The sequence below is a fragment of the Ruminococcus flavefaciens genome, assembly GCF_900143025.1.
GTDB lineage: Bacteria > Bacillota > Clostridia > Oscillospirales > Ruminococcaceae > Ruminococcus > Ruminococcus flavefaciens_I.
The window spans coordinates 1-25,497 of sequence record NZ_FRCT01000016.1; the positions used below are offsets into that span (position 1 = coordinate 1).

25 protein-coding genes are annotated in these 25,497 nt (G+C 46.4%); 1 reads left to right on the plus strand and 24 read right to left on the minus strand.

The window, feature by feature from the left end; translation table 11 throughout:
* Positions 1 to 403 precede the first annotated feature (403 nt).
* The 5 genes from glgA to BUB28_RS13565 all read right to left on the minus strand — a co-directional run bounded on the left by glgA (position 404) and on the right by BUB28_RS13565 (position 8,579).
* Positions 404 to 1,825 carry a glycogen synthase GlgA gene (glgA, locus tag BUB28_RS13545; protein ID WP_072952081.1) on the minus strand — a complete coding sequence of 474 codons (1,422 nt, stop codon included), beginning with the start codon at positions 1,823 to 1,825 and terminating at the stop codon, positions 404 to 406.
* A 15-nt stretch (positions 1,826 to 1,840) separates the two neighbouring features.
* Entirely contained in the window at positions 1,841 to 2,962 is a 1,122-nt protein-coding gene (gene glgD, locus BUB28_RS13550) for a glucose-1-phosphate adenylyltransferase subunit GlgD (protein WP_072952082.1), read from the minus strand.
* Positions 2,963 to 2,977: 15 nt separating this feature from the next.
* Entirely contained in the window at positions 2,978 to 4,204 is a 1,227-nt protein-coding gene (locus BUB28_RS13555) for a glucose-1-phosphate adenylyltransferase (protein WP_072952083.1), read from the minus strand.
* A 36-nt stretch (positions 4,205 to 4,240) separates the two neighbouring features.
* On the minus strand, positions 4,241 to 6,295 hold the full coding sequence (gene glgB / locus BUB28_RS13560) for a 1,4-alpha-glucan branching protein GlgB (RefSeq protein ID WP_072952084.1): 2,055 nt from the start codon (positions 6,293 to 6,295) through the stop codon (positions 4,241 to 4,243).
* A 235-nt stretch (positions 6,296 to 6,530) separates the two neighbouring features.
* On the minus strand, positions 6,531 to 8,579 hold the full coding sequence (locus tag BUB28_RS13565; RefSeq protein ID WP_072952085.1) for a SpoIIE family protein phosphatase: 2,049 nt from the start codon (positions 8,577 to 8,579) through the stop codon (positions 6,531 to 6,533).
* Between BUB28_RS13565 and BUB28_RS17300 the strand changes: the two genes are divergently transcribed.
* Entirely contained in the window at positions 8,563 to 8,889 is a 327-nt protein-coding gene (locus BUB28_RS17300) for a hypothetical protein (RefSeq protein WP_207647110.1), read from the plus strand. The genes BUB28_RS13565 and BUB28_RS17300 overlap by 17 nt on opposite strands.
* A 482-nt stretch (positions 8,890 to 9,371) precedes the next feature.
* Here BUB28_RS17300 and BUB28_RS13575 read toward each other — a convergent pair whose 3' ends face one another.
* Genes BUB28_RS13575 through BUB28_RS13660 form a run of 19 tightly spaced genes read right to left on the minus strand, consistent with a single transcriptional unit; the run spans position 9,372 to position 25,486 of the window.
* Positions 9,372 to 10,004 (minus strand): precorrin-8X methylmutase, encoded by a 633-nt coding sequence (locus BUB28_RS13575; RefSeq protein ID WP_072952087.1) that lies wholly within the window; start codon positions 10,002 to 10,004, stop codon positions 9,372 to 9,374.
* Entirely contained in the window at positions 10,004 to 11,473 is a 1,470-nt protein-coding gene (locus BUB28_RS13580) for a cobyric acid synthase (RefSeq protein WP_072952088.1), read from the minus strand. The genes BUB28_RS13575 and BUB28_RS13580 overlap by 1 nt, the downstream gene beginning before the upstream one ends.
* Positions 11,466 to 12,500 (minus strand): pyridoxal phosphate-dependent aminotransferase, encoded by a 1,035-nt coding sequence (locus tag BUB28_RS13585; RefSeq protein ID WP_072952089.1) that lies wholly within the window; start codon positions 12,498 to 12,500, stop codon positions 11,466 to 11,468. The genes BUB28_RS13580 and BUB28_RS13585 overlap by 8 nt, the downstream gene beginning before the upstream one ends.
* Entirely contained in the window at positions 12,494 to 13,465 is a 972-nt protein-coding gene (gene cbiB, locus BUB28_RS13590; RefSeq protein WP_072952090.1) for an adenosylcobinamide-phosphate synthase CbiB, read from the minus strand. Before cbiB ends, BUB28_RS13585 begins: the two co-directional genes overlap by 7 nt.
* Positions 13,462 to 14,022, minus strand: a complete 561-nt coding sequence (locus tag BUB28_RS13595) for a histidine phosphatase family protein (RefSeq protein WP_072952091.1) — start codon at positions 14,020 to 14,022, stop codon at positions 13,462 to 13,464. The genes cbiB and BUB28_RS13595 overlap by 4 nt, the downstream gene beginning before the upstream one ends.
* Complete coding sequence (locus BUB28_RS13600) at positions 14,019 to 14,411, minus strand: bifunctional adenosylcobinamide kinase/adenosylcobinamide-phosphate guanylyltransferase (RefSeq protein WP_072952092.1); 393 nt, start codon at positions 14,409 to 14,411, stop codon at positions 14,019 to 14,021. Before BUB28_RS13600 ends, BUB28_RS13595 begins: the two co-directional genes overlap by 4 nt.
* Before the next feature lie 2 nt (positions 14,412 to 14,413).
* Positions 14,414 to 15,181 (minus strand): adenosylcobinamide-GDP ribazoletransferase, encoded by a 768-nt coding sequence (gene cobS / locus BUB28_RS13605; RefSeq protein WP_081373534.1) that lies wholly within the window; start codon positions 15,179 to 15,181, stop codon positions 14,414 to 14,416.
* Complete coding sequence (locus BUB28_RS13610; RefSeq protein WP_072952093.1) at positions 15,175 to 15,696, minus strand: bifunctional adenosylcobinamide kinase/adenosylcobinamide-phosphate guanylyltransferase; 522 nt, start codon at positions 15,694 to 15,696, stop codon at positions 15,175 to 15,177. The genes cobS and BUB28_RS13610 overlap by 7 nt, the downstream gene beginning before the upstream one ends.
* Complete coding sequence (gene cobT, locus BUB28_RS13615) at positions 15,693 to 16,742, minus strand: nicotinate-nucleotide--dimethylbenzimidazole phosphoribosyltransferase (RefSeq protein WP_072952094.1); 1,050 nt, start codon at positions 16,740 to 16,742, stop codon at positions 15,693 to 15,695. Before cobT ends, BUB28_RS13610 begins: the two co-directional genes overlap by 4 nt.
* The gene (locus tag BUB28_RS13620) at positions 16,726 to 18,081 is read right to left on the minus strand and encodes a cobyrinic acid a,c-diamide synthase CobB (protein WP_072952095.1); all 1,356 of its coding nucleotides are present in this window, start codon (positions 18,079 to 18,081) and stop codon (positions 16,726 to 16,728) included. The genes cobT and BUB28_RS13620 overlap by 17 nt, the downstream gene beginning before the upstream one ends.
* A 2-nt stretch (positions 18,082 to 18,083) precedes the next feature.
* Positions 18,084 to 19,268 (minus strand): precorrin-6y C5,15-methyltransferase (decarboxylating) subunit CbiE, encoded by a 1,185-nt coding sequence (gene cbiE / locus BUB28_RS16570; RefSeq protein WP_081373535.1) that lies wholly within the window; start codon positions 19,266 to 19,268, stop codon positions 18,084 to 18,086.
* Positions 19,269 to 19,277: 9 nt separating this feature from the next.
* A complete protein-coding gene (gene cobK, locus BUB28_RS16575) occupies positions 19,278 to 20,051 on the minus strand; it encodes a precorrin-6A reductase (RefSeq protein WP_081373536.1) in 774 nt (257 codons plus the stop codon).
* Positions 20,011 to 20,739: a precorrin-3B C(17)-methyltransferase gene (gene cobJ / locus BUB28_RS13630; protein ID WP_072952096.1), complete on the minus strand. Its 729-nt coding sequence runs from the start codon at positions 20,737 to 20,739 to the stop codon at positions 20,011 to 20,013. Before cobJ ends, cobK begins: the two co-directional genes overlap by 41 nt.
* A complete protein-coding gene (locus tag BUB28_RS13635) occupies positions 20,736 to 21,773 on the minus strand; it encodes a cobalt-precorrin 5A hydrolase (protein WP_072952097.1) in 1,038 nt (345 codons plus the stop codon). The genes cobJ and BUB28_RS13635 overlap by 4 nt, the downstream gene beginning before the upstream one ends.
* Complete coding sequence (gene cobM / locus BUB28_RS13640; RefSeq protein ID WP_072952098.1) at positions 21,770 to 22,528, minus strand: precorrin-4 C(11)-methyltransferase; 759 nt, start codon at positions 22,526 to 22,528, stop codon at positions 21,770 to 21,772. Before cobM ends, BUB28_RS13635 begins: the two co-directional genes overlap by 4 nt.
* On the minus strand, positions 22,521 to 23,663 hold the full coding sequence (gene cbiD / locus BUB28_RS13645) for a cobalt-precorrin-5B (C(1))-methyltransferase CbiD (protein WP_072952099.1): 1,143 nt from the start codon (positions 23,661 to 23,663) through the stop codon (positions 22,521 to 22,523). The genes cobM and cbiD overlap by 8 nt, the downstream gene beginning before the upstream one ends.
* Positions 23,653 to 24,354: a precorrin-2 C(20)-methyltransferase gene (cobI, locus tag BUB28_RS13650; protein WP_072952100.1), complete on the minus strand. Its 702-nt coding sequence runs from the start codon at positions 24,352 to 24,354 to the stop codon at positions 23,653 to 23,655. Before cobI ends, cbiD begins: the two co-directional genes overlap by 11 nt.
* Position 24,355: 1 nt before the next feature.
* On the minus strand, positions 24,356 to 25,210 hold the full coding sequence (gene rsmA, locus BUB28_RS13655) for a 16S rRNA (adenine(1518)-N(6)/adenine(1519)-N(6))-dimethyltransferase RsmA (protein ID WP_072952101.1): 855 nt from the start codon (positions 25,208 to 25,210) through the stop codon (positions 24,356 to 24,358).
* A gap of 12 nt (positions 25,211 to 25,222) precedes the next feature.
* The gene (locus tag BUB28_RS13660; protein ID WP_072952102.1) at positions 25,223 to 25,486 is read right to left on the minus strand and encodes a hypothetical protein; all 264 of its coding nucleotides are present in this window, start codon (positions 25,484 to 25,486) and stop codon (positions 25,223 to 25,225) included.
* Positions 25,487 to 25,497 lie beyond the last annotated feature (11 nt).

Sequence of the window (25,497 nt, forward strand, 5' to 3'; positions counted from 1 at the left end):
TCTTATTCGCATTGTTCAATTTTCAAGATGCTGTTCCATACTCTCTCTTCCGAGACAGCTTTAATATTATATCACTTTCTTTCAGAGTTGTCAAGACTTTTTTCAAAATTTCTTGAAAAATTTTTCTCGATTCGCTGTTTTCTTTCAGCTCTCTGTCGGACAGTAAATATATTATAGCACCCTTTACAGGATTTGTCAAATCAAATTTTATGAATTTTTCAAAAACATTTTTATACAAAATCACAACTTACAACTTTTTCCTATTTTAACTGCTCAAATTTTTTCTTTATACATAATATAGCTCTGTCATCAGAAAAGCCATAGTACTTCCGACTGAATATCAGAAATACTATGGCTTAAAACTTCTGTATCGGCGCACCTCATTCCTGAGTTGCCGGCATATTTATTCCGCTGCAAGCAGCTGTTTATACGTATCAATATACAACTCAGCTGATGATGACCAGCTGTGGTCACACTGCATCGCACGCACGACGAGTTCCTCCCAGACCTGCTTATCCTCGTAATCACGACGGGCACGTCTGACTGCATCAAGCATATCGTTAGCATTGTATGTCTTGAATGTAAAGCCGTTTCCGTTTTCGCCGCCATTATCACGGACTGAATCTCTCAGACCGCCAGTTTCACGAACTATAGGTACAGCTCCGTACCTCATGGCGATCATCTGTGCAAGTCCGCAGGGCTCGCTCTGCGACGGCATAAGGAACATATCCGAGCCTGCGTATATCTTATGTGAAAGCTCAGGGATAAATCCCACGGTTACGGACACCTTATCAGGATATCTTGCAGCCATTTCAAGGAAGAAATCCTCGTATATCTTCTCACCGCTGCCAAGTACCGCGAACTTTACTCCGCTTCGCACTATCTCCTCAAAGACGCACCTTATCAGATCAATGCCCTTATGCTTTACAAATCGTGTAACTATACCTATTACAGGCTCGTCACCGGGAGCAAGTCCCAGCTCTGCAAGGAGAGCTTCCTTACATTTAGCCTTACCGTCAAGCTTCTTAGTTGAATAATTTTCAGCTATCATTTTATCCTTTTCAGGATCATACAGCTTTGTATCAATTCCGTTCATTATACCGCGCAGCTTGTACTGCTTGGTAACGAGTATCCTGTCGAGACCATGAGCGTACCACGGGTCAAGTATCTCCCAAGCATAGCTCGGACTGACCGTAGTTATCATGTCACTTGTCTCGATAGCCCCCTTCATCATATTGACAGAGCCGTCATACTCGATAAGTCCTGCGTTATACATAGGTATGCCCATGAGTTCACTGAGAACTTCTTTTCCGTATTTGCCCTGATACTCTATATTGTGTATGGTATAAACAGTCTTGATACCATCATATCCCTGCTGATACTTGTAGTAAACATTGTAATACACAGGTATCAGCGCAGTCTGCCAGTCGTTGCAGTTGATGATATCAGGAGTAAAATCAATGTACTTCAGCATTTCAAGCACTGCCCTGTCAAAGAAAACAAATCTCTCACAGTCGTCATAAAAGCCATAAAGTCCATCTCTTGAAAAATAATACTCATTATCAATGAAATAATAGGTCACGCCGTCCTTTATAGCCATGAATATGCCGCAGTACTGCTTACGCCATGAAACGTCTACGGTCATATTCGTAAGGAAAACCATTTTTTTGCGGAATTCCTGCGGAACCGATTTATACAGAGGGATAACCACTCTGCAATCATGTCTTTTTGATTTTATAGCCTTTGGAAGTGAACCTACTACATCTGCAAGTCCGCCCGAAGCTGCAAAAGGTACAGCTTCACTGGCAGCAAATAGTATTTTCATATTTTATCACCGCCGTCAGATCTTACCGCCTTTTCCTATATATAGCGGATATGTCTCGGAGCCTGTAAGCACCTTTTCATTGCTTATCTCAACGTTTTTATCGGTTATTACCGATGCGATGCTGCAATTTTCTCCAACCTTTGTCCCCTGAAGAAGAACGCAGTCCTTGACCACTGTATCCTTTCCGACTTTAACGCCTCTGAAAAGTATGGAATTGATTACCGTACCCTCGATGACGCAGCCGTCTGCAATGAGTGAATCCTTTATATTTGACTCCAGACCGTATTTTACAGGTCCGTTATCACCTATCTTTGTAAGAACAGGCATATTCTTCGGGAAAAGTGCGTCCTTCTTTGCAGGATCAAGGAGAAGTCTGTTGGCTGCATAGTATTCCTGAATACTGTCTATCCTTGTGAAGAAGCCTTCATGCTTATAGCCCATTATCTTGAATTCGTCCTTCTTGCGCTGGAGTATCTCGCGGGTAAAGCTGTACTGATTTCGGCTTGCCGCATCTGATACTATCTTCTTTAAGAAGTCCTTTGTGACGATACACATTTCCAGCCAGATATTGCACTCGCCTGTTATCTGCGGATCAACAAGAACGTCCTTCAGTCTGTTTTCATCATCGAATTCAAGCACAGTCGTGCAGTTGTCCTTTTCACAGTTGTAAAGACCTCTGCTGTACACCAGTGTTATATCAGCCTCTGTTTCCATATGCTGCTTGAGCACAGGATTGAAATTGAGGGTAGTAACTACATCACAGCTTGCCATGATGACATATTTAGCGTTTGAATGTTCAACATATCCCCAGATATTATTCAGAGCGTCCAGTCTACCGTTGTAGATACCGCCTGTCTGGCTGTACGGCGGCAGAAGGTGGAGTCCGCCCTTTTTACGTGAAAGATCCCAGTCACGTCCCGAACCGAGATGATCGAGAAGTGAGCCGTAATTTGACTTTGTGATAACGCCAACCTCTGAAACTCCCGAGTGAACGAAGTTTGAAAGCGGGAAATCTATAAGGCGGTAACGTCCGCCGAAGGGTATAGAACCCATAGTTCTCCTCTTTGTCAGCTCACTGACATAAGAATCATGCATACTTGCAAAGATAAGTCCCAAAACATTATAATTAACACTCATAGTAACATTCCTCCGTCAGATATTTTCGCCGATGATCTGCTTTGGCTCAACGACCTTTTCAGCCGAAACAGTAACGTTATTTCCGACAACGGCAATGCCCCATTTGTCCTTGTCCTCTACATTTTCGGGACTTGTTCCTATATGAGCGCGATTTTCGATAACGCTGTCGCTTCCGATTATTGCATACTCGACAACAGCACCCGATTTGATAACAGTACCGGGCATAACGATGCTGTAGTTTACAGATGCACCTGCCTCGATAGTAACTCCCGAGAAAAGGATAGAGAAATCAACAGTGCCGTCGATAGTGCTTCCTTCTGAGATCATAGAGTTTTCTATGCAGGCATTGTCGCCAACATACTGCGGAGGCATATTGCTGTTGCGTGAATATATCTTCCAGTTCGGATCATAAAGATCAAGGGGAACGCTTGGACTGAGAAGATCCATATTAGCTTCCCATAAGGAATCAAGAGTTCCAACGTCCTTCCAGTAGCCCTCAAACTCATAAGCAAAAAGTCTCTGCTTGTCACGGAGCATGGAGGTGATGATATCCTTGCCGAAGTCCTTTGACCAGGGCTCGCCCTTCTCACGCTTAACGTTAGCATCGTTTTCATTTTCTATAAGATATTTGCGGAGCTTCTCCCATGTGAATACATATATTCCCATTGAAGCCAGAGTAGACTTAGGTACCTTCGGCTTTTCAACGAAATCCGTTACCTGCTTCTTCTCATCGCATATCATAATACCGAAGCGTGAAGCCTCAGCCTTAGGAACATCAATTACGGAGATAGTACAGTCGGCATTGTTTTCAACGTGGAAATCCACCATTTTTGAATAATCCATTTTGTAAATGTGGTCGCCGCCTAAGACAACAACATACTCAGGGTCATAACGCTCGATAAAGCGCATATTCTGGTAGATAGCATTAGCCGTGCCCTCATACCACGAAGCACCTGTCTGGGTCTCATAAGGTGGGAGAACGTGTACTCCTCCGTTCATCTTATCAAGGTCCCACGGCTGACCGCTTCCGATATATTCATTCAGTACAAGAGGCTGATACTGTGTGAGAACGCCCACTGTATCAATACCCGAATTCGTGCAGTTTGAGAGAGGGAAATCTATAAGACGATATTTGCCGCCGTATGGCACTGCGGGCTTTGCAACATTTTTGGTCAGTGCATATAGTCTGCTGCCCTGACCGCCTGCAAGGAGCATTGCAACGACTCTTTTTTTAGTATACATATTATTCCTCCTGGATCGTTTAAAACATAATGGAATTTATTTTGCCTTGGCAGAGGTCTTTTTCTTTGCCGAGGTCTTGGTCGTTTCTGTCTTGTCAGCCGCCTTTGCTGTCTTTACAGAAGCAGATTTTGATGCAGAAGCAGTGCGCTTCCTTGCGGGAGCTTTTTCAGCCTCTGCCGTTACAGCCTTTGGCTCTCTCTTTTTCACAGGCGAGAATTTAAGATATATCACCGAAAGAGGAGCGAGGGTCATAGAGATACTGTTATCATGTCCGTGCATAGGAACATTTTCCGACTTGAACGAGCTTTCCGTAATACCCGATCCGCCGAACTCAACTGCATCGGTATTGAATATGAGCTTGTATTTCCCCTTCTGAGGAACGCCTATCCTGTAATCGCGGCGTTCAACAGGTACGAAATTGCATACAGCTATTATCTCATCACCGTTATCGTCGATACGTCTGAAAGCAATAACGCTCTGCTTGTAATCGTCATTTGATATCCAGCTAAAGCCGTTCCATGAATCATCATTCTGCCAGAGAGGCGGATTATCGACATAGAATTTATTCAGCTTTTCAGAGAACTTCAAAAGCCCCTTGTGCGGAGCGAAGTCCATCAGATTCCAGTCGAGCTGCGACTTGTAATCCCATTCCTTCATCTGACCGAACTCCTGTCCCATAAACAGAAGCTTCTTGCCGGGGTGGGCGATCATATACGCGAGGAAAGCACGGTACGAAGCGAATTTCTGCTCATACTCACCCGGCATTTTGTTCAGCATCGAGCATTTGCCGTGAACGACCTCATCATGTGATATAGGCAGTATATAGTTCTCGGAGAATGCATAGAAGAACGAAAATGTGAGCTTATCGTGATTGAATGCACGGTAGATTGGGTCAAGTGACATATAGCTGAGCATATCATTCATCCAGCCCATATTCCACTTGAAGTTAAAGCCGAGTCCCCCTATATCGGTAGGCTTGGTGACCAGCGGCCATGCCGTTGACTCTTCGGCTATCATAAGTGCATCGGGGTGCTTGAGAAAAACTGCTTCATTGAGATGCTTGAGGAACTCCACAGCTTCAAGGTTCTCGTTGCCGCCGTAGATATTGGCAGCCCACTCGCCCTCACGTCTGTCATAGTCAAGGTAGAGCATTGAAGCTACAGCGTCAACTCTCAGACCGTCAACATGGAATTCATCAAACCAGTAATTTGCGCTTGAAATAAGGAATGAGCATACCTCAGCCTTGCCATAGTCAAAGACTCTCGTTCCCCATGCTTTATGCTCCTTCTTGCGGTCATCGGTATATTCGTAGCAGCAGCTGCCGTCGAATTCGTAGAGACCGGCTTCGTCCTTAGGGAAATGCGCAGGCACCCAGTCAAGGATAACGCCTATCCCTGCGGCATGGAACATATCTATCATCTTTCTCATATCATCGGGAGTGCCATAGCGCGAGGTAGGCGCAAAATAGCCTGTTACCTGATATCCCCACGAACCGTCGTAGGGGTACTCGGTAAGGGGCATGAACTCCACATGAGTGTATGACATTTTCTTGAGATACGGGATTATTTCCTTTGCGAATGTCACATAGTCGAGGAACTTCTCCTCACCGTAGTTCTTCCACGAGCTGAGATGCACCTCGTAAACATTCATAGGGCTTTTGTAAATGCTCACATTGCTTTTATTTTCAAACCATTTGTCATCTTCCCATTTGTAATCGCTCTCGTATATCTTTGAAGCTGTACCCGGACGCGTTTCAAAATGAGGCGCATAAGGGTCAGCCTTCATAAGTATCCTTCCGTCCTGAGTCTCGATGCTGAACTTGTAAGTATCAAACTGTTCAAGTCCCTTGATCTCAGCCTCCCAGATACCCTCAGAAATAAGCGACATAGGGTTTTGTGTTCTGTCCCAGCCGTTGAAATCGCCGACAACAGATACACTTACAGCATTAGGAGCCCAAACTCTGAAAGTGAAAACCTTGCTTCTTCCCTTTTTCTTAGAATGAACGCCAAAAAATTTATATGCTTCGTAGTTTTTTCCCTGGTAAAAAAGGTACAGAGGAAAATCGTTATTGTTATTTTTATTAACAGACATAATTCAGCCTCCTTTGCTATAATACATTTTATCAGAATCAGCAGAATTATTCAAGCTTTTTTGAAAAACGCACATAAATTTTATAGGTTATGCTAATATTGCCATATCTAATTAGTGCAATTTGACATATTTATTTTGAGGATTTCTCGCACCCTCTTGTTATATTGCACAGCTATCGCCCAGCTTTTGCTTATGCTGTATGACATTTGAGTTAATATTTTGTTAACAAAATTCCTCACTCCCTGACTCTGAAAGCGATCACAGTAACGTCATCGGAATGAATGGTCTGATTGAAAACATCAGCTTTTGTGCATATTTCGTCCACGATATGTTTCATGTCATCACCGCCCAGAAGCAGCTCTTTTATGAAGGGATAAGCATTTTCAGAGATACCGTCGGAAAACATTATCACTATATCCCCCGCCTCAAATTCACACTCTCTTGTGAACAGCTCCGAGTGCTCATATATCCCTATAGGGAATGTGGGAGCAGTTATTTTCAGCACATTGCCGCCGTGACGGATAAGAGTTGCCGCCGCACCTGATTTTATCACTGTCAGGCTGCAATCATCAAGGTCGAAGCACAGTCCGTCCAGCGTCGCAAAGCTCTCCTCCCGTGACTTAGTCACCATGAATGAATTGATGAGCTTCACTGCCGAAGCTACGCTGACTCCGCTGCATACAAGCCTGCGGAAAAGTCCTGCCACCATACGTGACTCCACAGCCGCATTGTTCCCTGTGCCCATTCCGTCGGAAAGTACAACATAGCCCATGCCTGCACCGTCTGTAAAGACAGTATAAGTATCACCGTTTGCGGCAGAATTATCAGCACAAGATGATGAAGCGTACACCTCCATACTGTAACGCGGTCTTTCATACACCCTTATGCGCAGCTCCTTTCCCGAACGTATAAGCTCCGTGCAGGACATCTGCAAATGCAGCTCATCTGCTATAAGGTCGCATATCCTCGTACCGTTTTCAGGAGCGTTTTCCTCTGAAAAATAAACCTCCGCAATGAGTCTGTTCCTGTTGTTGTAATAAGCCGTTACCGACGAGATGACAAATCCGAATTTTTCCAGTTTCAGCCTTATGCTCCTGCCGACTGTTTCCGAGCAGCGTATATCCAGTCTTTCGCCCGTTGATCTTATGATATCCTCGGTTATGAGCATCTGCTCGTGAAGCAGCTGGCGGCTTTCCGAAAAGCGCATTTCCATAAGCTTTGCAGCCGCCTTTTCCCTTGCACTTTTCAGGAATACCTCCGATATCTTCTCCTTGTGAAGGCAATCCGCAAGCTCCTGCGGAAAGCTCTCCTGCGCAAATTCACCCATTTCCGCAAGTCTTTCAAAACCGCGGTAAGTATTGCCTCTGTCGGACTTCCAGCAAAATGGTCTGCGATAGCAAAGAGAGCATACCTCAGCCGAATTTGCTTCTATTTCGTTTTCCGCATCACAGCATTTTGTAAGCATCTGCGATACTCTTTCCGACTCCTTTCTCAGCTCTCCCACAGTCTCCGAAAGAAAGCTCATACGCGTATTTATCATGTCCGTCAGGGAAGTATTTTCACTGTCGGTACGTATCCATTTATCGGAAAACACACTTGCCGTCGGTATAAAAATACCTGCTGCGCATATAATATCTATCATACCTCCCACACTGCTCAGAGTCAGACCTGTAAGCACAGTAAAAACAAAACTTATCCCTGCAAAAAAGGCTGCTGCCGTAAAGGGCTTCTGTCTGCGCATATATCCCGTAAGAAGTCCGGCGGCAGGCAGAAGGACTATCCCCATACCTGCCTCCGATGATGACAGAAAAGCACCGCAGACTGTAAGCGCACCGCAGATAACTCCCCCTGTCTGCCCGTAAAAATAAGCTCCCGTAACGGTAACTGCTGCCCCAAGTACAACTCCTGCATTTACAACAGGTATATCCGCACCGCACAGCGACGAAACAGCAACTATGTACACAACTGCACATGAAAAACCGCCGCTGCCCGAAAGGTCGATCACCCTCTTATGCTTCAGGTCCATAATAAACTTTGCAGCCGAATAAGCCGTAAAGCCTGCAAGTCCGCCGTAAAAGGCATAAAACAGCAGCTTTCTCGCCAGCTCTCCGATGACGGCAGAAACCGCCGCACCCGATACAAGTACGCTCACCCCTGTATTAACACCGCACAGTCTCTCATCGTTTTTTGGTTCAAGGAACATTTTGATAATAACTATCAGCGCTATAGACGAAAGCTTAACGATGTTTCTTCCAACTCTACCGCCTATGATGCTCCGAACCATGCTGCCCGTGAATACCGCCGCCGAACAAGGAAGCCCGACTGCTCCTGCCACCGAAATATCTGCAAAGGAAGCCACTCCTCCCACCCTTGCTCCCGACAGCAGAAATCCTGCAAGTCCGCAGGCGGCAAAGGAAAATGCAAAGGAAGAATACTGCCATTCCCTCAGTATTTTTATATTCATCATCAACTATCACCTCGCAAAATATACCAATGATTATATCACATTCCAAGCGCATGATATGTCGGAATACGCTGTCAGATACGCAGACTCTTCCCCGATTTTTGCCGCAAAAGAAAAAAGCTGTGCATAATCGTAATACTGATATAGAATATTTATGTAAACTATTGAGGAGGACCCTTTTGAAAAAGGGTCTCTCCTCAAACTCCTCCCCTAAAACTTTCAGTTTTATTTTTTCACAGATAGGGCACACCATAAATAAAAAAGTCCCGCAAGTAATGCGGGGTGTGCCCTATCTGTGAAAAAATCAGCTAAAAAGTCTTTGGAAAGGGGTTCGGGGTTACTCCCCACAGTGTGGGGAGATGCCCGAAGGGCAGAGGGGCGCGCCTCCGTCAGAGGAAGCCTTTCTTCAGAAAGTTTTTCCCCGATAATTGCATATATACTTCTGTGTTTGTATTACGATTATGCACAGCTCATCAAAAAAACTTTATTGAATACGAACAAAATCAGCAAGCGATTTTATGCAAAACAGAGAAATCAAAAATTTCTTTTTCAATAATCAACGGTTTTCCATTGATTTCCGCTTATTTTTGCCCCTCTTATGAAAGCACATTTTTATTCTCTTCCCGTTGCCATATACAAAAGAGCGTTGCATATAGCCGCAGCCACATTGCTGCCGCCCTTTCTTCCTCTTGCAACTATGCAGGGTATACCGCTTTCGATTATAAGCTCCTTTGACTGCACCACATTCACAAAGCCCACAGGTACGCCTATGACAAGCCTCGGCACAAATGTACCTGCGTCGATGTGCTCACGGAGCCTTATAAGCGCAGTCGGAGCATTTCCCACGGCGTAAATAACAGGCTTTCCGAGCCTCGCTGCCTTGTCAACAGATGCCACCGCACGGGTAGTCCCGTTTGCAGCCGCAGCCTCCGCTACATCACTGTCCGCCATGAAGCACTCCACCGTACAGCCAAGCTTTCCGAGAGCAGCCTTGTTTACTCCCGACTTCACCATATTGGTATCCGTAACTATTACAGCTCCCTCAGAAAGCACCGCCAGAGCCTTCTGCACAGCACCCTCGGAGAAATACATATTGTCGTAGTAATCAAAATCCGCAGTAGTATGTATCGCCCTCATAACTATGGGACGTATATCATCGGGAAGCTTCCTTTCTCCCAGCTCAGCCTCTATTATCTCAAAGCTTCTGTGTTCGATATCCTGCGGAAGAACATATTCAAGCTCCATTATATCCCCTCCCCGATTATCCTGTAAAGAAGCTCCATATCAATACTTCTGCGCACTCCATCTGCAAGCATATCGAACTGCGCCTGCTTGTAGTTCTCTCTGTTCACGATACCGCCGCGGTAGGTGATGTCCTTGTGCTCGAACAGCCTTTTCACCAGTCTTTCGGACACGTACTGACTGTCGAAGATACCGTGTATATAACAGCCGTAAACATTGCCCTCATAAGCACCTCCACATTCCAAAAGCTCAGGGCTTTCGCTTTCTGTAGTACCCATGTGTATCTCATAGCCGCTGAACTCCGCTTCGCTGAGACATTCAAAGAATCCGCCTATCTTGCAGAAGTTTCCCTTAGTCTGGGTCTGCACCTTTTCAGCGCCGAATACAGTCCTGCATTTCAGCAGTCCCATACCGCTTATACTTCCGCCGCCCTCACTTCCGAGCGGATCTGATATGCTCTCTCCCAGCATCTGAAAACCGCCGCATATGCCGAATACAGGTACGCCTCTTGCGACACATCTTTTCACCGCAAGTTCCATACCGCTTTCACGCAGCCATTTCATATCGGCAATGGTACTTTTAGTACCAGGAATTATTATCATATCGGGCTCTTCAAGATCATCGTATTTTGTAACATATCTCACACTTACACCGTCATACTGCGCAAACACATCGAAATCCGTAAAGTTTGATATCCTCGGCAGTCTGATAACAGCGATATCAATGATACCCTTACTGCCTCTGCTGTCAAGCTTACGCGAAAGGCTGTCCTCGTCCTCGATATCGCATCTGAGATAAGGCACAACTCCTAGTAAAGGCTTTCCGCCCCTCTCTTCAAGTATTTGTTTTCCGCTGTCAAACAAGGAGATATCGCCCCTGAACTTATTCACCACAAGTCCCTTCACCATGTCAAGCTCATGCTTTTCAAGCAAACTCAAAGTGCCGAGAAGCTGCGCAAAAACACCGCCTCTGTCAATATCCCCCACCAGCAGCACGGGAGCCTTTGCAAGCTGTGCCATGCCCATGTTTACGATATCATCAGACTTCAGATTAAGCTCCACAGGACTTCCCGCACCCTCGATGACTATGATATCATGCATAGCCGAAAGCTTGTTGTACGACTCCATTATCTGCGGTATCAGTTCTTTTTTACGCTTGAAGTATTCAGCCGCGGTCATATTTCCCACAGCTTTTCCGTTTACGATGACCTGCGAGCCAACGTCGGTAGTAGGCTTTAAAAGAACAGGATTAATGAGCACGGACGGCTCGATGCCAGCTGCTTCTGCCTGCATCGCCTGTGCTCTTCCGATCTCAAAGCCGTCGGCGGTTATGTAGGAATTAAGAGCCATATTCTGTGATTTGAAGGGCGCACAGGAATAACCGTCCTGACTAAAAATACGGCAGAGCGCAGCCGCAAAAAAGCTTTTTCCTGCATTGGACATAGTCCCCTGTATCATTATCGCCTTAGCCATTAAGACACCTCCTCATTGCGGAAATAAGTACTTCATTCTCATCATGTTTTTTTACAGCGATACGGTAAAAGCTGCTGTCAAGTCCGCTGTAATCGCCGCAGCAGCGCACAAGTATCCCTTCTCTCAGCAAAGCTTCGCCGAGAGCTTCATCAGCTCTGAAAAGGATAAAATTCGCATCTGACGGATAGGACTTCACTCCTGACGCGCTTAGCTCATTTTGCAGGTATTCTCTTTCATTCTTCACGAGCTCCGCTGCTTTGCAGACATATTCCTCCTCATCAAGAGCAGCGATACCTGCCGCCTGTGCAGGAGTCGAAACGCTCCAGTACTGTCCTGTGCCCGATATCTTCTCAGCAATATCCTTATCGCCGCAGACCGCACAGCCAAGCCTCAGACCTGCCATTGCATAAAGCTTTGTGAAGGAGCTGAGAATTATGGTTTTAGCATTAAGAGATCTGATAGCTGACAGTTCTTTTTCTCTCCCCGTGAAGCCCATAAAGCTCTCATCGCAAACCAGAAAAGCTCCGTTTTTTTCACATTCACGGGATATTCTTCCGAGTACATCAGGAGCAATTATCCGCCCTGTAGGATTGTTGGGAGTGCAAAGAAAAACCATATCATGTCCGCAGATATGAGATAGTATTTCTTCCGTGACCTCAAATCCATTCTCCTCGGAAAGCACGTATTCATCGACCTCACAGCCATTTTCAGCAAGTGCCTTTCGGTACTCGCTGAAAGCAGGCGAAACGATGAGTGCACGCTCAGGTTTAAGCGCCGATACAGCACGGTAAATAAGATCGTCCGCACCGTTTCCGCAGACTATATTATCCGCAGGAACACCATACTTCTCCCCAATTTTTTCCCTAAGTTCAAAGCAAAACGGGTCTGGATATCCCTCCGAAACCATAACAGCATCAACAGCTGCCTGTCGTACACCTTCTGGCATACCGACAGGAGAAATATTCGCGGAAAAATCATAGATTATATCAAGTGACAGGTCATTTCCGCCGTGTTTTCCGTTCAGCATAAAATACCTCCCACGATGATGCATCTTACAGCAAGTGCGGCTGCAAAAACAAGTGCAGAGCTTGCATACATGAGCCTGTTAGCGCGGCGTATATCCTCATTCTCAACAGGACGCTTCGGGTCGCCGATGAACTCCTTTTTATGGAGCTCTCCAAAGTAATAGGCATCGCCTGCAAGCTGAACTCCCAGAGCCCCTGCACAGGCAGACTCGGTCTGCGCAGAATTCGGACTTGCGTGCTTGCGTCCGTCACGTATCCATATACGGTATGCGTCCCTACAATTCAGCCCTATAAAAGGCGCAGTCACCACCATAGCAAGAGCCGTAAGCCGTGACGGAAAATAGTTCAGTACATCGTCCAGCTTAGCTGCAAAACGTCCTATATCGGCATACTTTTCATTTTTGTAGCCTATCATGGAGTCCATAGTATTCACGGATTTATAAAACGCTCCCAGTACCGCGCCGCCAAAGGACATATACATTATGGGGGCAGTAACTCCGTCTGAGGTATTCTCAGCAACAGTCTCCACAGCTGCCTTGATTATGCCCTCTTTGTCAAGAACAGCCGTATCACGCCCAACTATCATAGAGACCGCCTTACGCGCACCCTCTACATCATTTTTTTCAGCCGCATGATATACCTTCATGCTCTCATCTCTCAGGCATTTTGCCGCAACGAGATAATAGCACATTACGCCCTCCGCAGCAGCTCCGAGCCACGTTGAAATCGAGTACAAGATAATTAGTATCAGAAGCGGCACAGATACCGATATCAGTATAACTGTCAGTGCAAGAAAAACTCCTCCCTTTCGCAGGTCAGAGCTCCATTTTCTGCGCACAATGGCTTCCAGCTTTGATATCAGCTTACCTATGAGCCTTATAGGGTGGGGCAGACTGTAAGGGTCGCCCAGTAAGCAGTCCAGCACAGCCGCAATAACAAGGGGCAAAGCCCCGATAATGTAATTCATATCTTCTCCGTTACCGTGATATTTTTTCCGTCAAATTCCGTGATATAGCCGTGACCGTTGCCAATATGCCAGTCGTAGTAGCCCTTATGAGGTACTGCAAATTTTTCCAGCATCGCCATGATAGTACCGCCGTGAACTACAAAGGTCACTTTTTCGCAGTCAGCAGCCTTTTCAATACACTTCAGAAAGCCCTTGATACACCTTTTTTTGAAATCCGCAGGGTCTTCACCATTTGGGAAAGCAGCCTCTCCTCCGCTGTCTATCCAGCGCTGATATCGGCTGTCCATAGAGAGTTCGATATAGTTCTTGCCCTCAAAATCGCCGAAATCGCACTCTCTCAGCTCATCACAAATGCTCATTTCCACGTTAGGGAATATGAGCTCCGCAGTCTGTATGCAGCGTTTCATGGGACTGCAAAAAAGCCTTCCGCACTGCGGATAATCTATCTTCATAAGCTCGGCGATCCCCGAAAAAGCAAGGGGCTCATCTGTACTGCCGATGTATCTCAGCTCAGTATTTCCCACAGTCTTGCCGTGGCGAATAAGATCTATCCTCACTTGCCCTCTCCTTTCAGAAAATGCGCAATACCGCAGATAACACGCACTACCTCATCGCTTTCGGCAGCAATGATACAGCCGCAGCGTCCCACGTTTTCGCGGTACACTCTTTCTTTCCTTTCCATAGGAACTATGCCGCAGCCTATCTCGTTCATTATCAAGATACAGCTGCTGTTTTCGCGGCAAAGTCGCTTTGTAAATTCAACAGGGTCAGCTCCCGTATCCATAAGTCTTGAAACCAGCCTGTGATAGTCCCTGATACATTTTGCCGTAAGGACTTCTTCAAACTCACAGTCCTCACCGCTGATGATATCTTCCTTCCTTATACCGAACAGCTTTAAAGCGGTCTCAGCCTTTCCCTGATAAGCTCCGCCTGTGATAAGCTTCATACTCAGACCACCTCCGTAAGCCTTGATACAACCGCAGCTGTAAGAGCTATGATAAGCTCGCACATCTGCAAGAACCAACCTGCAAGATCTCCCGTGATACCGCCGAATTCCTTATACGCAACATAACGGTAATACATCACTGTTAAAATTACAGAAATTATAACTGCCGCACCTGTCCTAAAGCTCACAAACATCATAGCTGCGCATGAAAAAGCTGCTGTAACAGCAAGAACAGAGACAGTAATTTTTTTATGAGCAGGCAGTGTAAAGCTTTGCAGCGTTCCCTCTTTTTTCGCAGCCCTGAAGGTCACGGCGGTAAGTCCGCTGAGAGCCCTTGACAGCACATACCCCAAGCCTACGATAACAGCGCCCTCAATGGAGTAAAGCTCCGATAAAGCAGCAGTACAGACGATAAGGTATACTCCCAGCTTTATAGCTGCAAACGCACCTATATGAGAGTCCTTTAGTATCTCAAGTTTTCGGGCTTTATCGCCCCATGAAGCCCTTGCATCGCAGGTATCGCAGAAGCCGTCAAGATGTATGCCGCCTGTGACGAGAATATTTATGAGCATTATAACAGCCGCATACATAAAGCCGCCGAAGCCTAACTCCTCACTAAAAAGCTGCCAAAGCACGGCAAGTCCGCCGATAACAGCACCTATTAGGGGAAAAAAGCAAAGAGAATAACGCCTGTTTTTTTCATTCCATTCTATCCTCGGCATTGGGATACGGGAGTACATCTGGAATGCCGAAACTAAAGACTTTAGCAAATTACCGCTCCTTTCCGCGGTACGGGTATACCGTATACACATTCGATGACATTGTCCGCAAACTCCGAAATCCTGCGGTTTATCTCGCTGAGCTGACTGATATACAGCATAGTTTCAGGTGAATAATCAATACCGTCGCAGCTCACCTCATTAGTCACGATTATAAGCTCCGAGACTCTTTCCGAAAGAGATTTTATATCCGAAACTATCTTGTCCGCAGGCTTTAAAATATCATTTTCCGCAAACATCTCATTTGCACAGAGGTTTCCCATACATTCAAGGAGAATACCGATGTTTTCAGGCACTTCTACGCTGCCGACATCACGCTGACACTCAACGGTAACGTAGCCCTTGCCCTCACGCATTTTTCTGTGACGAGCAATTATCTCCCACGCCTCTGCACCAAATGGCACCATAGTCGCAATGTAGTATTTTTCACCGCCGAAAAGACTGAAAAGCTTTTCAGCATACCGCGATTTACCGCACTTTGAGCCGCCTGTGACAAGAGTTATCATTTCAGTTCAGCATACCTTTCTATACCGGAATTTTCAAACTTATGGGAATTATAATAAAGCGCAGCCGCGCCGTCAAGCAGCGGCAGGAGAAGTATTCCACCCGTGCCTTCGCCCAGCCTGAGACCTCCGTCAATAACTGCTCTGAGCCCAAGCTTTTCAAGGAGTCCCCTCCCCGCAGGCTCGGCTGAAACGTGAGATGCAAGCATATAGTCAACGCAGTTTTCCGAAAACATAGAAGCAAGAACAGCAGAAACTGCCGAAATTACGCCGTCTATGACTACAGTTACACCATATACCGCACTACCGAGAAAAAGACCTGTCATGCCAGCTATCTCATAGCTCCCGAGTTTTGAGATAAGCTCGGCAGGATCGTCGGAATAAGGCGAATTTACGGAAATTGCACGTTTCACGACTTCAATTTTATGTGTAAGCATCTCACTTGAAAGCCCTGCGCCGCGGCCTGTGACCATTTCGGGAGGAAGTCCAAGCAAAACTGAGGAAAGCGCTGCCGTAGGAGTTGTATTACCGATGCCCATTTCGCCCGTAACTATGAGCTTTACGCCCTTTGCAGCGAGCTCTCCGACAATGTCCATTCCGACCTGTAAAGCTCTGAAAACATTTTCACGCGGCATGGCAGGTCCTGTAGCAATATTGTCCGAACCGTATGCGATCTTTCTGTTCAGAAGCTTATCATTATCCACATCATCAGCGATACCGATATCCACAGCAAGCACCTGCGCACCATAGAGTTCAGCAAGAGAATTTATATTTGATTTTCCGCAAGCTATAGCCTCTGCACAGATCTTGGTCACAGAGTGGTCAGTCTGTGTGACCCCCTCGGCAACCACACCGTTATCTGCGCACATCACAACTGCTGCTCTTGAAGAAATATCAGGAAATTCAGTCTGCTGAACAGCAGCAATTTTGTTCCAGAAATCCTCGAGTGCACCAAAACTGCGCAAAGGTTTTGCAACTCCGTTCCAATGCTCCTGCGCCAAATAAATATACTTTTTATCAGTTGGAACTATATTATTTATCCTTTTCATGTTTTTCTCCAAATTCCATACAGGCGGCAGCAAACCGCTCCGCAATGCTTATATCGGCGTAGAAATAAAGATGCGGAAAGCCTGCATACAGCGTATTATCGGCATGAACGCACTCCCAGCTTCTTCCGTCGGATTTACGCGCAGCAAAATCCGATCCGCAATTCGTACTATCCCAGTAATGGAATTCATGTGCAGCAATTTTGTTTGATTTCATACATACAAGACAGTTTTTCCGTGCTTCAAGAATTACATATCCAAAACGCTGAAGTTTCTTCGTCGGAAATACAGTTCCGCTTATAGCTCCGACCATATTATAACTTTCTTTGTCAGACAGCTGCATCTTTTCATGCAGATACATAAATCCCCCGCACTCCGCAATAGTCGGCATACCGCACTTTATCGCATCTCTGACAGCTTTAAGCATATCGTGATTATGTGACAGCTGCCTGGAATATAACTCGGGATATCCTCCGCTCAGAATAAGTCCGCAGCTATTGTCGGGAAGCTTTTCATCCCTGAGCGGCGAGAAATACTCAATCTTGCAGCCGATTTTTTCAAGCAGAGCAATATTGTCCGAATATAGAAAACAAAACGCTTCGTCTTTAGCAACCGCAATAATTGGTCTGCAATTCTTTTCAATAATATGCAGTTTTGGTTCTATAAAAGGCGGATACGGATTACACGGGGCTCCAATTACTTCATCAAGCAGTATGTTTTTCTCTGCAAGTACCCGAAGTTCTGAAATCTTTTCCTTTATATCCTGCACCTCATCAGCTGTGACAAGTCCGAGTTTCCTGCTTTCAAAAGTAAAACTATTCGTCGGCATATAGCCATAATATCCAGTTTTGAACTCAGCGCACAGCTCCTTCATACGCGGAACAAGTCTCTCGGGCAGTCTGTTGAAAATGAAGCCCTTAATCATATTCGGCTGCTTATATTCAAGAAAGCCTTTCATAATCGCGCCGATCGACTCGCTCGCACCTTTGCAGTCGATAACGATGATAGCAGGAGTCCCCGTTATCATGGAAACAGAATGAGCAGAACCTCTGCCGTCGACTCCGTCATAGAATCCCATAACTCCTTCAGTTACCGAAATATCGGAGTTTCTACCATTTTCAAACATCAGATATTTCAACGTTTCATCGTCACAGAAAAAGCTGTCGAGATTATGCGAAGGAACTCCGATGACTTTACGGTGAAACATCGGATCAATATAATCAGGTCCGCATTTGAACGCTGAAACATTAATATCCCGAGCCTTCAACGCAGCAAGAATTGCACAGGTTACAGTGGTTTTTCCGCAGCCGCTGTGAGTGCCTGCGATCATTATTCTTTTCATTTCTACTTCCTTTTTATTATAAATATCGGGTTTTCAGCTGACATCATTGTGTGTCCGCCTATTTTTCGAGTCCTTGTAACAGCTAACTGCGTTATATCGGGAACAAGTCCATACTTATCAAAAATACGGATACACTCCGAAAGAGTTTCAAGAGATACTGCGGTTACAGTCAGTCGGATATTGCTATTTTTGGTAATTACAGCACCGATAATCCTCTCCATTTCACCGCCCGAACCACCTACAAATACGCAGTCAGGTACAGGAAGCTCCTCCACTTTTTCCGCTGCGTCGCCCTCAACCACAATTATGTTATCACAGCCGAATTTTCGGCTGTTCTCGATTGTCAGTCCTATCGCCTCAGGGTTCTTGTCAATGGCATAGACAGTCCCTTTTTCACACTGCACAGCCATTTCAACAGACACAGAACCGGTTCCGCAGCCGATATCCCAGCACACATCGTTTTTGCCTATTTTAAGCCCGGCGACCACATTTGCACGTATCTCCTTCTTGGTCATCGGAACCTTGCCCCTTACGAAACTTTCATCGTCGATGCCGCATGGAATAAACCTCTCAAAATCGGGATTTTCAGCCAGCATCACGCTTAATCCGTCTGCACAGTACCCGATAAGCTCGTGAGCTTTTCCTATAGTGATCTTTTCATTTTCATAGCCGAGATTTTCACCGATATATACCAGAATATCGCCTTTTCCGTATTTGTAGAGCTTTTTGCATATGTCTGCTGCGGCAACATCTCCCCCAAGCAGAAAGAAGGTTTTCTCGTGAGAGCAGACGCTCCTGACAACATTTCCGCTTTTTCCGTGAAGGCTTACAAAATGGCAGTCCGACCAGTCCTTTTTCAGCTTTGACAAAAAATAAACAGGTGAAGATATGCCGCTGATAAATTCAGTTTCAACATTGGTCAGAAGCTCCGAAAGCTTCTTTGCACCGCTGAAAAATCCGCAGTCTCCAGACATAAGGACCGCCACGTTCTTGCAGCCGCAAGTCTCGATATATCGCACTATCTCAGCACTTTTGTACTCCTCGAAAAACTGCTTTTCCATATGTCTGAACGGTTCAAGCATACGCTTTGCGCCGATGAGAACGTCCGCTTTTTCAACAGCTTCAACAGCTTCAGCGGTCATGTTTTTTTCACTGCCCATTCCGATACCGACTATATATACCTTCACCTGCTCACCTCATTCTGATATAATTTTTATAATTTCGTCCAATGTATAGCCTTTTTCCAAAGGTCGTTCAAGTACGATGACTTCAGCCCCGCAAAGCCTTGCAGCTTCGATTTTTTCAGGAAATCCACCTGTCGTGCCGCTCTCCTTTGTCACAAGAATTTCAGCTCCGCTAAGTTTTAAATGCTCAATGTTCCACTCAGTGCTGAACGGACCTTTTTCGGCTATAACTCGGAACCTATCAATACCAAGCTTCTCGCATTGTTCTATGATATCCTCATTCGACAGCACCCTGACCCAGAGCCTTTCCCTGTATTTTTTCACAGCTGTCAGCTTTGGTATTTCCTTGCTGCCGAGAGTACTCAGAACATTTTTTTCAGTGCTGTTGAGGACTTCAACAAGCTGCTCCATATTCCTGACTTTTCTGCACTCCGTAGTCTCTGATGAGCTTCGCAAAAGCCTGTAATACGGCATTTGCGTTACCGTACAGGCTGCTTTTATATTCACTGTTACCTCCGTGGCGTAGGGGTGGGTCGCGTCGATCACGCACTTGCATTTAAGCTCAGAAATAAGCTTTTCCATGCCGCTGCTGTCAAGTCTGCCTGTGATTATGCGCAGATATTCGCTGACAGGAAGCAACTCCGCACCGTAATCCGTTGCCACGCAAACTGCCGATCTTATGCGTTTTTCGCAGCAGTATTCCGCAAGCTCCCTGCCCTCGGTAGTACCGCCGAAAATAAGCAGCTCACACATTTCTGTACCCTCTCGGAGTGACCATTTTTCCATTTATCACCTTGGTTTCGGAGTTTCCTACAAACACAGTCGTAAACATATCCACCTGTGTATCACGCAACTCACTGAGCGTCAATATTCTGCTTTCCTGTCCCTCTCTGCCTATATTCCGCACGTAGCCGCATACCGTATCAGTGGAGCGGTATTCAAGGATAATATCGCAGGCATTTCTGAGATAGTCTGCGCGTTTTTTCGACGAGGGATTGTAGAGCGCGATAACAAAATCCCCCTCAGCCGCGCATCTCAGCCTTTTTACTATCTTTTCAATTGGCGTGAGCAGATCAGAAAGGCTTATTATAGCCAAATCGTGGGTCATCGGCGATCCGAGCACCGCCCCTCCGCTAAGCGCAGCCGTAACTCCTGCAACTACCTCAACTTCCACATCGGGATAGTTTTCGGAAAGCTCTATTGCAAGCCCTGCCATGCCGTAAAGCTGGCTGTCTCCGCTGCAAACGAGCGAGACAGTTTCGCCGTTTGAAGCCTTTTCGAGGGCAAGCTCCACCCTGTCCTTTTCCTGTCTCATTCCCGTAGACAGACAGTTCTTTTCGGGATAAAACTGCTTTATCTGGTCGGTATAGACCGTATATCCCACTATAAGCGTACTTCTCAGTATCGCCTGCTCGGCTTCAAGAGTAAGACCGTTTCGGCTACCGCAGCCTATTCCAACTACATAGAGCTTCATAGTATCTTCCTCTCAAAATCAAGATATATCGGCTTTTCCGCAGCCGCTACAGTAACTCCGTCAGAGGCTGTTTTATGTATCATAAGCTTTCCGCCGCTGCCAAGAACCGCACTTCTTTCACAGACATTATCTGCTCCCGTTGTTTCAAGAACAAAATCGGAGCTTTCAAAATTGCCCTTGACGTTCATAAGCTCCTCGGCGGTAAACGTCCTCATTGGGATAGAATATTTTTGGCAGAAGCTGCAAAGCCCTTCCTCGTCCTTTTTGATATCTATCGTACAGACCTCAGATATCATGGTGATATCGAGGTCATATCGTCCAAGTGCATCTGATACCGCTTTCTCTATGCTATCCTCGGAAGTACCCTTTTTACAGCCGATTCCCAGCACTATATTTTTCGGGACAAGCCTGAGTGTAACTTCAAACGGCTTTGCGCTCATATCATGTCCGACATATACGCCCGTGCGGCATATTCCGAAGGCTGTAAGCTCATCGGGAAGGCTGCTGTGGGGATAGTCCGAGGAAAAGCCTATTTTCTCATCGTCAACAACAGCTGCGGCTATCTCCTTTGCAGCCTTCAGATCGGTAATTATAAGATCATTTGCAACTGCAAAGCTGTCGGGAGAAAACTTTCCGCCCACATCTGTAGCTGTAGTTATAACGGCAGTTCCGCCCACTGCTTCGGCAATAACCTCCGCAAGGCAGTTTGCTCCGCCAATATGTCCCGAAAGCACAGGGATAGTGAATTTTCCGTGATCGTCCATTACTATTACGGCGGGATCATCGGCTTTTGTGCCGAGATACGGAGCTATAGCCCTTACTGCTATACCGCAGGCACATATAAAAATAAAAGCGTCTGAACGCTGGAAAAGTCTGCCTACCATGCTGCCCATATTCCAGAATACTGCCGAATCATCGTCGGTATGCTTATGGAAGCAGTACCTGCTGACGAAGTGCTCACCTCTCAGCATTTCGGCTACTCGCTGAGAAAGCTGTCTGCCGTTTTCTGTCACGGAAAATATTGATATATTCATGTCTTGTCAGCCTTTCTGAATTCAGTTTCAAAGTCCTTGTCATAGAGCTTTGAGAGCTGATGATAGTCTCCGAGGAAATCGCCCACGGTTATAAGCGCAGTTTTCGTGATACCGTTTTTTCGTGCAGACTCCGCAAGCTCTCCCACTGTACAGCGTATCACCTTTTCATCTTCCCATGTAGCCTTGTACACTATCGCCGCAGGAGTCTCGCTGCTGTAGCCGCCTGCAATGAGCCGCGCAGAAAGCTCCGCAAGCATACCTGTGCTGAGGAATATCACCATAGTTGCTCTGTGAGCGGCAAGGCTCTCTATTCTCTCCTTTTCGGGCACGGGAGTCCTGCCTGCCATTCGTGTAAGTATCACGGTCTGGGATACGTCGGGGAGTGTATATTCGGCATTTAAAGCCGCAGCCGCTCCGCAGAAGGAGCTTACTCCCGGAGTTACCTTATACGCTATCCCAAGCTCGTCGAGCCTGTCCATCTGCTCGCGTATAGCTCCGTATATCGAAGGGTCACCTGTATGCAGTCTTACGGTGTTTTTTCCCTCGGACTCCGCTTTTTTCATTACCTCTATCACCTCATCAAGGTGCATGAGGGCACTGTTATATATCTCGCAGTCCTCACGGGCATAGCTCAGCAGCTCGGGATTTACCAGTGAGCCTGCATATATTATCACATCTGCCTGACCGAGAAGCTTCTGTCCGCGCAGAGTTATAAGGTCAGGCGCACCGCAGCCTGCTCCAACGAAATCAACCATTTTCTTCCTCCGAAATTGCATTTATAAGCTCATCTGCAAAGGCAGTCCTTACATTTATCTCACGCTTGTATGAAAAAGCCAGTGCGGCTATTTTTATTTCGTCCTTTACTCTGCCGCGGAGATAATAGTCCATGCGGCTGCTGAGTATTTCCAGTGTCTTGTCAAGGTATCCTGCCTCTGCAAGTATATCCATTGCCGCATCTGCCGTAGCACAGTCGGGGAGCTTTTTCAGTGTCTCCGTATCAGCTCCTGCAAGAAGACCACAGGTGACCAGCACTTCCATTCTTCCGTCAGCCCAGGAGGAATGAGTGTTCATGATGCCTGCCCCAAGCTTTACAAGCTTGCCGATGTGTCCCACTATGAGTATGGAGCTGAAGCCAAGCTCTATGCCGATATCTATAGCATCACCGATGAAATTGCTGCAAGTTACGCTTCTTTCCAGTGAAAACGGCATTTCGTCCTGCACGAAGCTTTCACTGTAATTGCCGATAGTCAGCAGCATATTTCTCTGCCCCTCTGCACGGCGCATTTTTGCTTCCGTGCGGATAGTCTCAATAAGTGCGGTATTGCTCATGGGCTCGACGATGCCGCTGGTGCCGATTATTGATATTCCGCCCTCGATACCCATTCGTGGATTGTAGGTCTTTTTGGCAAGCTCCGCACCCTCGGGGACTGATATAACTACCTCAAATCCTCCCGAGTAGCCGTACTTTTCAGCTGTTTCCATAACTGCCGAGGTTATCATTTTACGGGGCACGGAATTTATAGCAGCTTCGCCTACAGGCTGGTCAAGACCTGCCTTTGTGACTACTCCTATGCCCTCGCCGCCGAGTATTTTTACACCCTTATCTGCAAGGGAAACAGCTGCAAATACCTTTATTCCGTTGGTAATATCAGGGTCGTCACCGCTGTCCTTTTCAACGGCACAGGACGCTGTTTTTTCGGTAATAACAGGCTCTATGATATCGGGGCGGATAACTATGCCCTTAGGCGTGAGTATCTCCGCAGATGCCGATTTTCTGCCTGTAAGCAGCATTTCCGCAGCTGCCTTTGCAGCTGCTGTCGCACATGAGCCCGTGGTATATCCGCATCTCATCTTCTGTGAGCCCTTGTAAATATACTCCTCAAGCTTCATGGCGTTTCTCCTTGTCATACACTATAAATACCGTAAAATAGCTTAGTTCGTCCTTTATTTCATCAATACTGTGATATATCCTCTCGTTAGGAAGTCCACAGTTTTCCACTATGGCAGTACACTTTGAAAGTCCTTTTCTGCGGAGTATCTCCGCAAGCTCCATATATCGGCTGCCTGTTTTCATTATCACTTTCGTACCGCAGATATCAAGCTGTGCTTCAAAGTCCTCGCAACCGAACGGGATAACGTGAAAAGGCTCATTTCCGAGACACAGTGGTAATTTCAGTTTCGCAGCTGCCGCACTGAAACCTGTTACTCCCGGGCATATCTCAGTTTCAAAGCCCATTTTTTCAACACGGGCTCCAATATAGCTGAATGTGGAATAAACAGAAATATCCCCGAGCACAGGTACTGCTACATCGTTTTCCGCAAGCTCATTGCACAGAAGCTGCGCTATGCTATCGTAGTTTTCATCGAGCAGCTTTTTATCCCTTGTCATAGGGAAATCAAGGTATATTATGAGCTTGCCTGTAAGGTCTGCCGCCTGCTGAGCTATCGAAAGCGCAAGGGTGTTTTCGCCCTTAGTCCGCGGCACAGCTATAACGCCGCAGCTTTTCAGTATTTTCACTGCCTTCACAGTCATTAGCTGAGGTTCGCCTGCTCCCACACTGACTCCGTAAAGCTTTCCCATATCATTCCTTCATAAGCCTTGCGGAAAAGTCTATGAGCTGCTCCATATCAAGCTGCTCGATACGTGCAGTTTCGGGAAATCCCATAGCTTTCAGCGCGGAATACACATTTTCCTTGGGTATCCCCATTATGGAGGCAAGAGAGTTGGCAAGAGTCTTTCTGCGCTGCTCAAAGCCTGCCTTTACCACCTTGAAGAAGAATTTTTCCTTCTCCTCGTCAAGGCGGTGCTCGCCGTTAAGGTCTATGCGTATAACAGCTGAGTCCACATTTGGCGCAGGCATGAAGCTGCCGCGGGATACGTCAAAGAGTTTCTTTACTTCGCCGTAGTAGTTTACGCCTACAGTTATAGCTCCTGCGTCACGGCTGCCAACCTTTGCGCAAAGGCGCTGTGCGGCTTCCTTCTGTACCATAACTGTTATGGATTCGATAGGAAGTCTGTTTTCAAGGAGCATCATTATGATAGGCGAGGTGATATAGTACGGAAGATTAGCACACACTGCCACTCTGAGACCGTCGAATTCCTCCTTTATGAGCTTGTGCAGGTCGCACTTCATTACGTCCTCGTTGATTATCTTCACGTTGTCAAAGTCCGCAAGTGTTTCCTCCAGTATGGGAAGAAGCCTTGTGTCTATCTCGACAGCCGTCACCTTGTCTGCCCGTTTTGCAAGCTCCGCTGTGAGGACTCCTATACCCGTTCCTATCTCAAGTACTCCGAAGCCTTCGCAGGCATTACCGTTTTCTGCTATTTTAGGGCAGATGTCGGGATTGATGATAAAGTTCTGTCCCAGTCCCTTCGAGAAGCTGAAACCGTGGCGTGAAAGTATCTCCTTAACTGTACCGATATTCGTTAAATTCATTAGATATGCTCCTTAAACCTTGTGCCTTTCTTTTTCGGAAAACTCCTTCTGCTTAGCGTCATTGAGCTTTTCCATGCTGTTCACCAGATAGTCGGCAGAACGGTATGCTCTCTGAAAATCCATGTCCTTGAAATGGACCTTCAGGTCTACAAATTCGCCGTCTATGATAATATCAAGCTGACTTATCTGTCTGCCCACATATTTCTGTCCCGCATACTTTATGTACTCGTCTATCTCGCGTCTGTCCATTTCTCCGCCGATCACATTGATCTTCATAACTAAGCCTC

Excerpts from the sequence above, each read along its gene's own strand:
- glgA (WP_072952081.1), bottom strand. The coding sequence starts at position 1,825 with ATGAAAATACTATTTGCTGCCAGTGAAGCTGTACCTTTTGCAGCTTCG.
- glgD (WP_072952082.1), bottom strand. The coding sequence starts at position 2,962 with ATGAGTGTTAATTATAATGTTTTGGGACTTATCTTTGCAAGTATGCAT.
- BUB28_RS13555 (WP_072952083.1), bottom strand. The coding sequence starts at position 4,204 with ATGTATACTAAAAAAAGAGTCGTTGCAATGCTCCTTGCAGGCGGTCAG.
- glgB (WP_072952084.1), bottom strand. The coding sequence starts at position 6,295 with ATGTCTGTTAATAAAAATAACAATAACGATTTTCCTCTGTACCTTTTT.
- BUB28_RS17300 (WP_207647110.1), top strand. The coding sequence starts at position 8,563 with ATGATGCTCCGAACCATGCTGCCCGTGAATACCGCCGCCGAACAAGGA.
- BUB28_RS13565 (WP_072952085.1), bottom strand. The coding sequence starts at position 8,579 with ATGGTTCGGAGCATCATAGGCGGTAGAGTTGGAAGAAACATCGTTAAG.
- BUB28_RS13575 (WP_072952087.1), bottom strand. The coding sequence starts at position 10,004 with ATGGAGCTTGAATATGTTCTTCCGCAGGATATCGAACACAGAAGCTTT.
- BUB28_RS13580 (WP_072952088.1), bottom strand. The coding sequence starts at position 11,473 with ATGGCTAAGGCGATAATGATACAGGGGACTATGTCCAATGCAGGAAAA.
- BUB28_RS13585 (WP_072952089.1), bottom strand. The coding sequence starts at position 12,500 with ATGCTGAACGGAAAACACGGCGGAAATGACCTGTCACTTGATATAATC.
- cbiB (WP_072952090.1), bottom strand. The coding sequence starts at position 13,465 with ATGAATTACATTATCGGGGCTTTGCCCCTTGTTATTGCGGCTGTGCTG.
- BUB28_RS13600 (WP_072952092.1), bottom strand. The coding sequence starts at position 14,411 with ATGAAGCTTATCACAGGCGGAGCTTATCAGGGAAAGGCTGAGACCGCT.
- BUB28_RS13610 (WP_072952093.1), bottom strand. The coding sequence starts at position 15,696 with ATGATAACTCTTGTCACAGGCGGCTCAAAGTGCGGTAAATCGCGGTAT.
- cobT (WP_072952094.1), bottom strand. The coding sequence starts at position 16,742 with ATGAAAAGGATAAATAATATAGTTCCAACTGATAAAAAGTATATTTAT.
- BUB28_RS13620 (WP_072952095.1), bottom strand. The coding sequence starts at position 18,081 with ATGAAAAGAATAATGATCGCAGGCACTCACAGCGGCTGCGGAAAAACC.
- cobK (WP_081373536.1), bottom strand. The coding sequence starts at position 20,051 with ATGGAAAAATGGTCACTCCGAGAGGGTACAGAAATGTGTGAGCTGCTT.
- cobJ (WP_072952096.1), bottom strand. The coding sequence starts at position 20,739 with ATGAAGCTCTATGTAGTTGGAATAGGCTGCGGTAGCCGAAACGGTCTT.
- BUB28_RS13635 (WP_072952097.1), bottom strand. The coding sequence starts at position 21,773 with ATGAATATATCAATATTTTCCGTGACAGAAAACGGCAGACAGCTTTCT.
- cobM (WP_072952098.1), bottom strand. The coding sequence starts at position 22,528 with ATGGTTGATTTCGTTGGAGCAGGCTGCGGTGCGCCTGACCTTATAACT.
- cbiD (WP_072952099.1), bottom strand. The coding sequence starts at position 23,663 with ATGAAGCTTGAGGAGTATATTTACAAGGGCTCACAGAAGATGAGATGC.
- cobI (WP_072952100.1), bottom strand. The coding sequence starts at position 24,354 with ATGGGAAAGCTTTACGGAGTCAGTGTGGGAGCAGGCGAACCTCAGCTA.
- rsmA (WP_072952101.1), bottom strand. The coding sequence starts at position 25,210 with ATGAATTTAACGAATATCGGTACAGTTAAGGAGATACTTTCACGCCAC.
- BUB28_RS13660 (WP_072952102.1), bottom strand. The coding sequence starts at position 25,486 with ATGAAGATCAATGTGATCGGCGGAGAAATGGACAGACGCGAGATAGAC.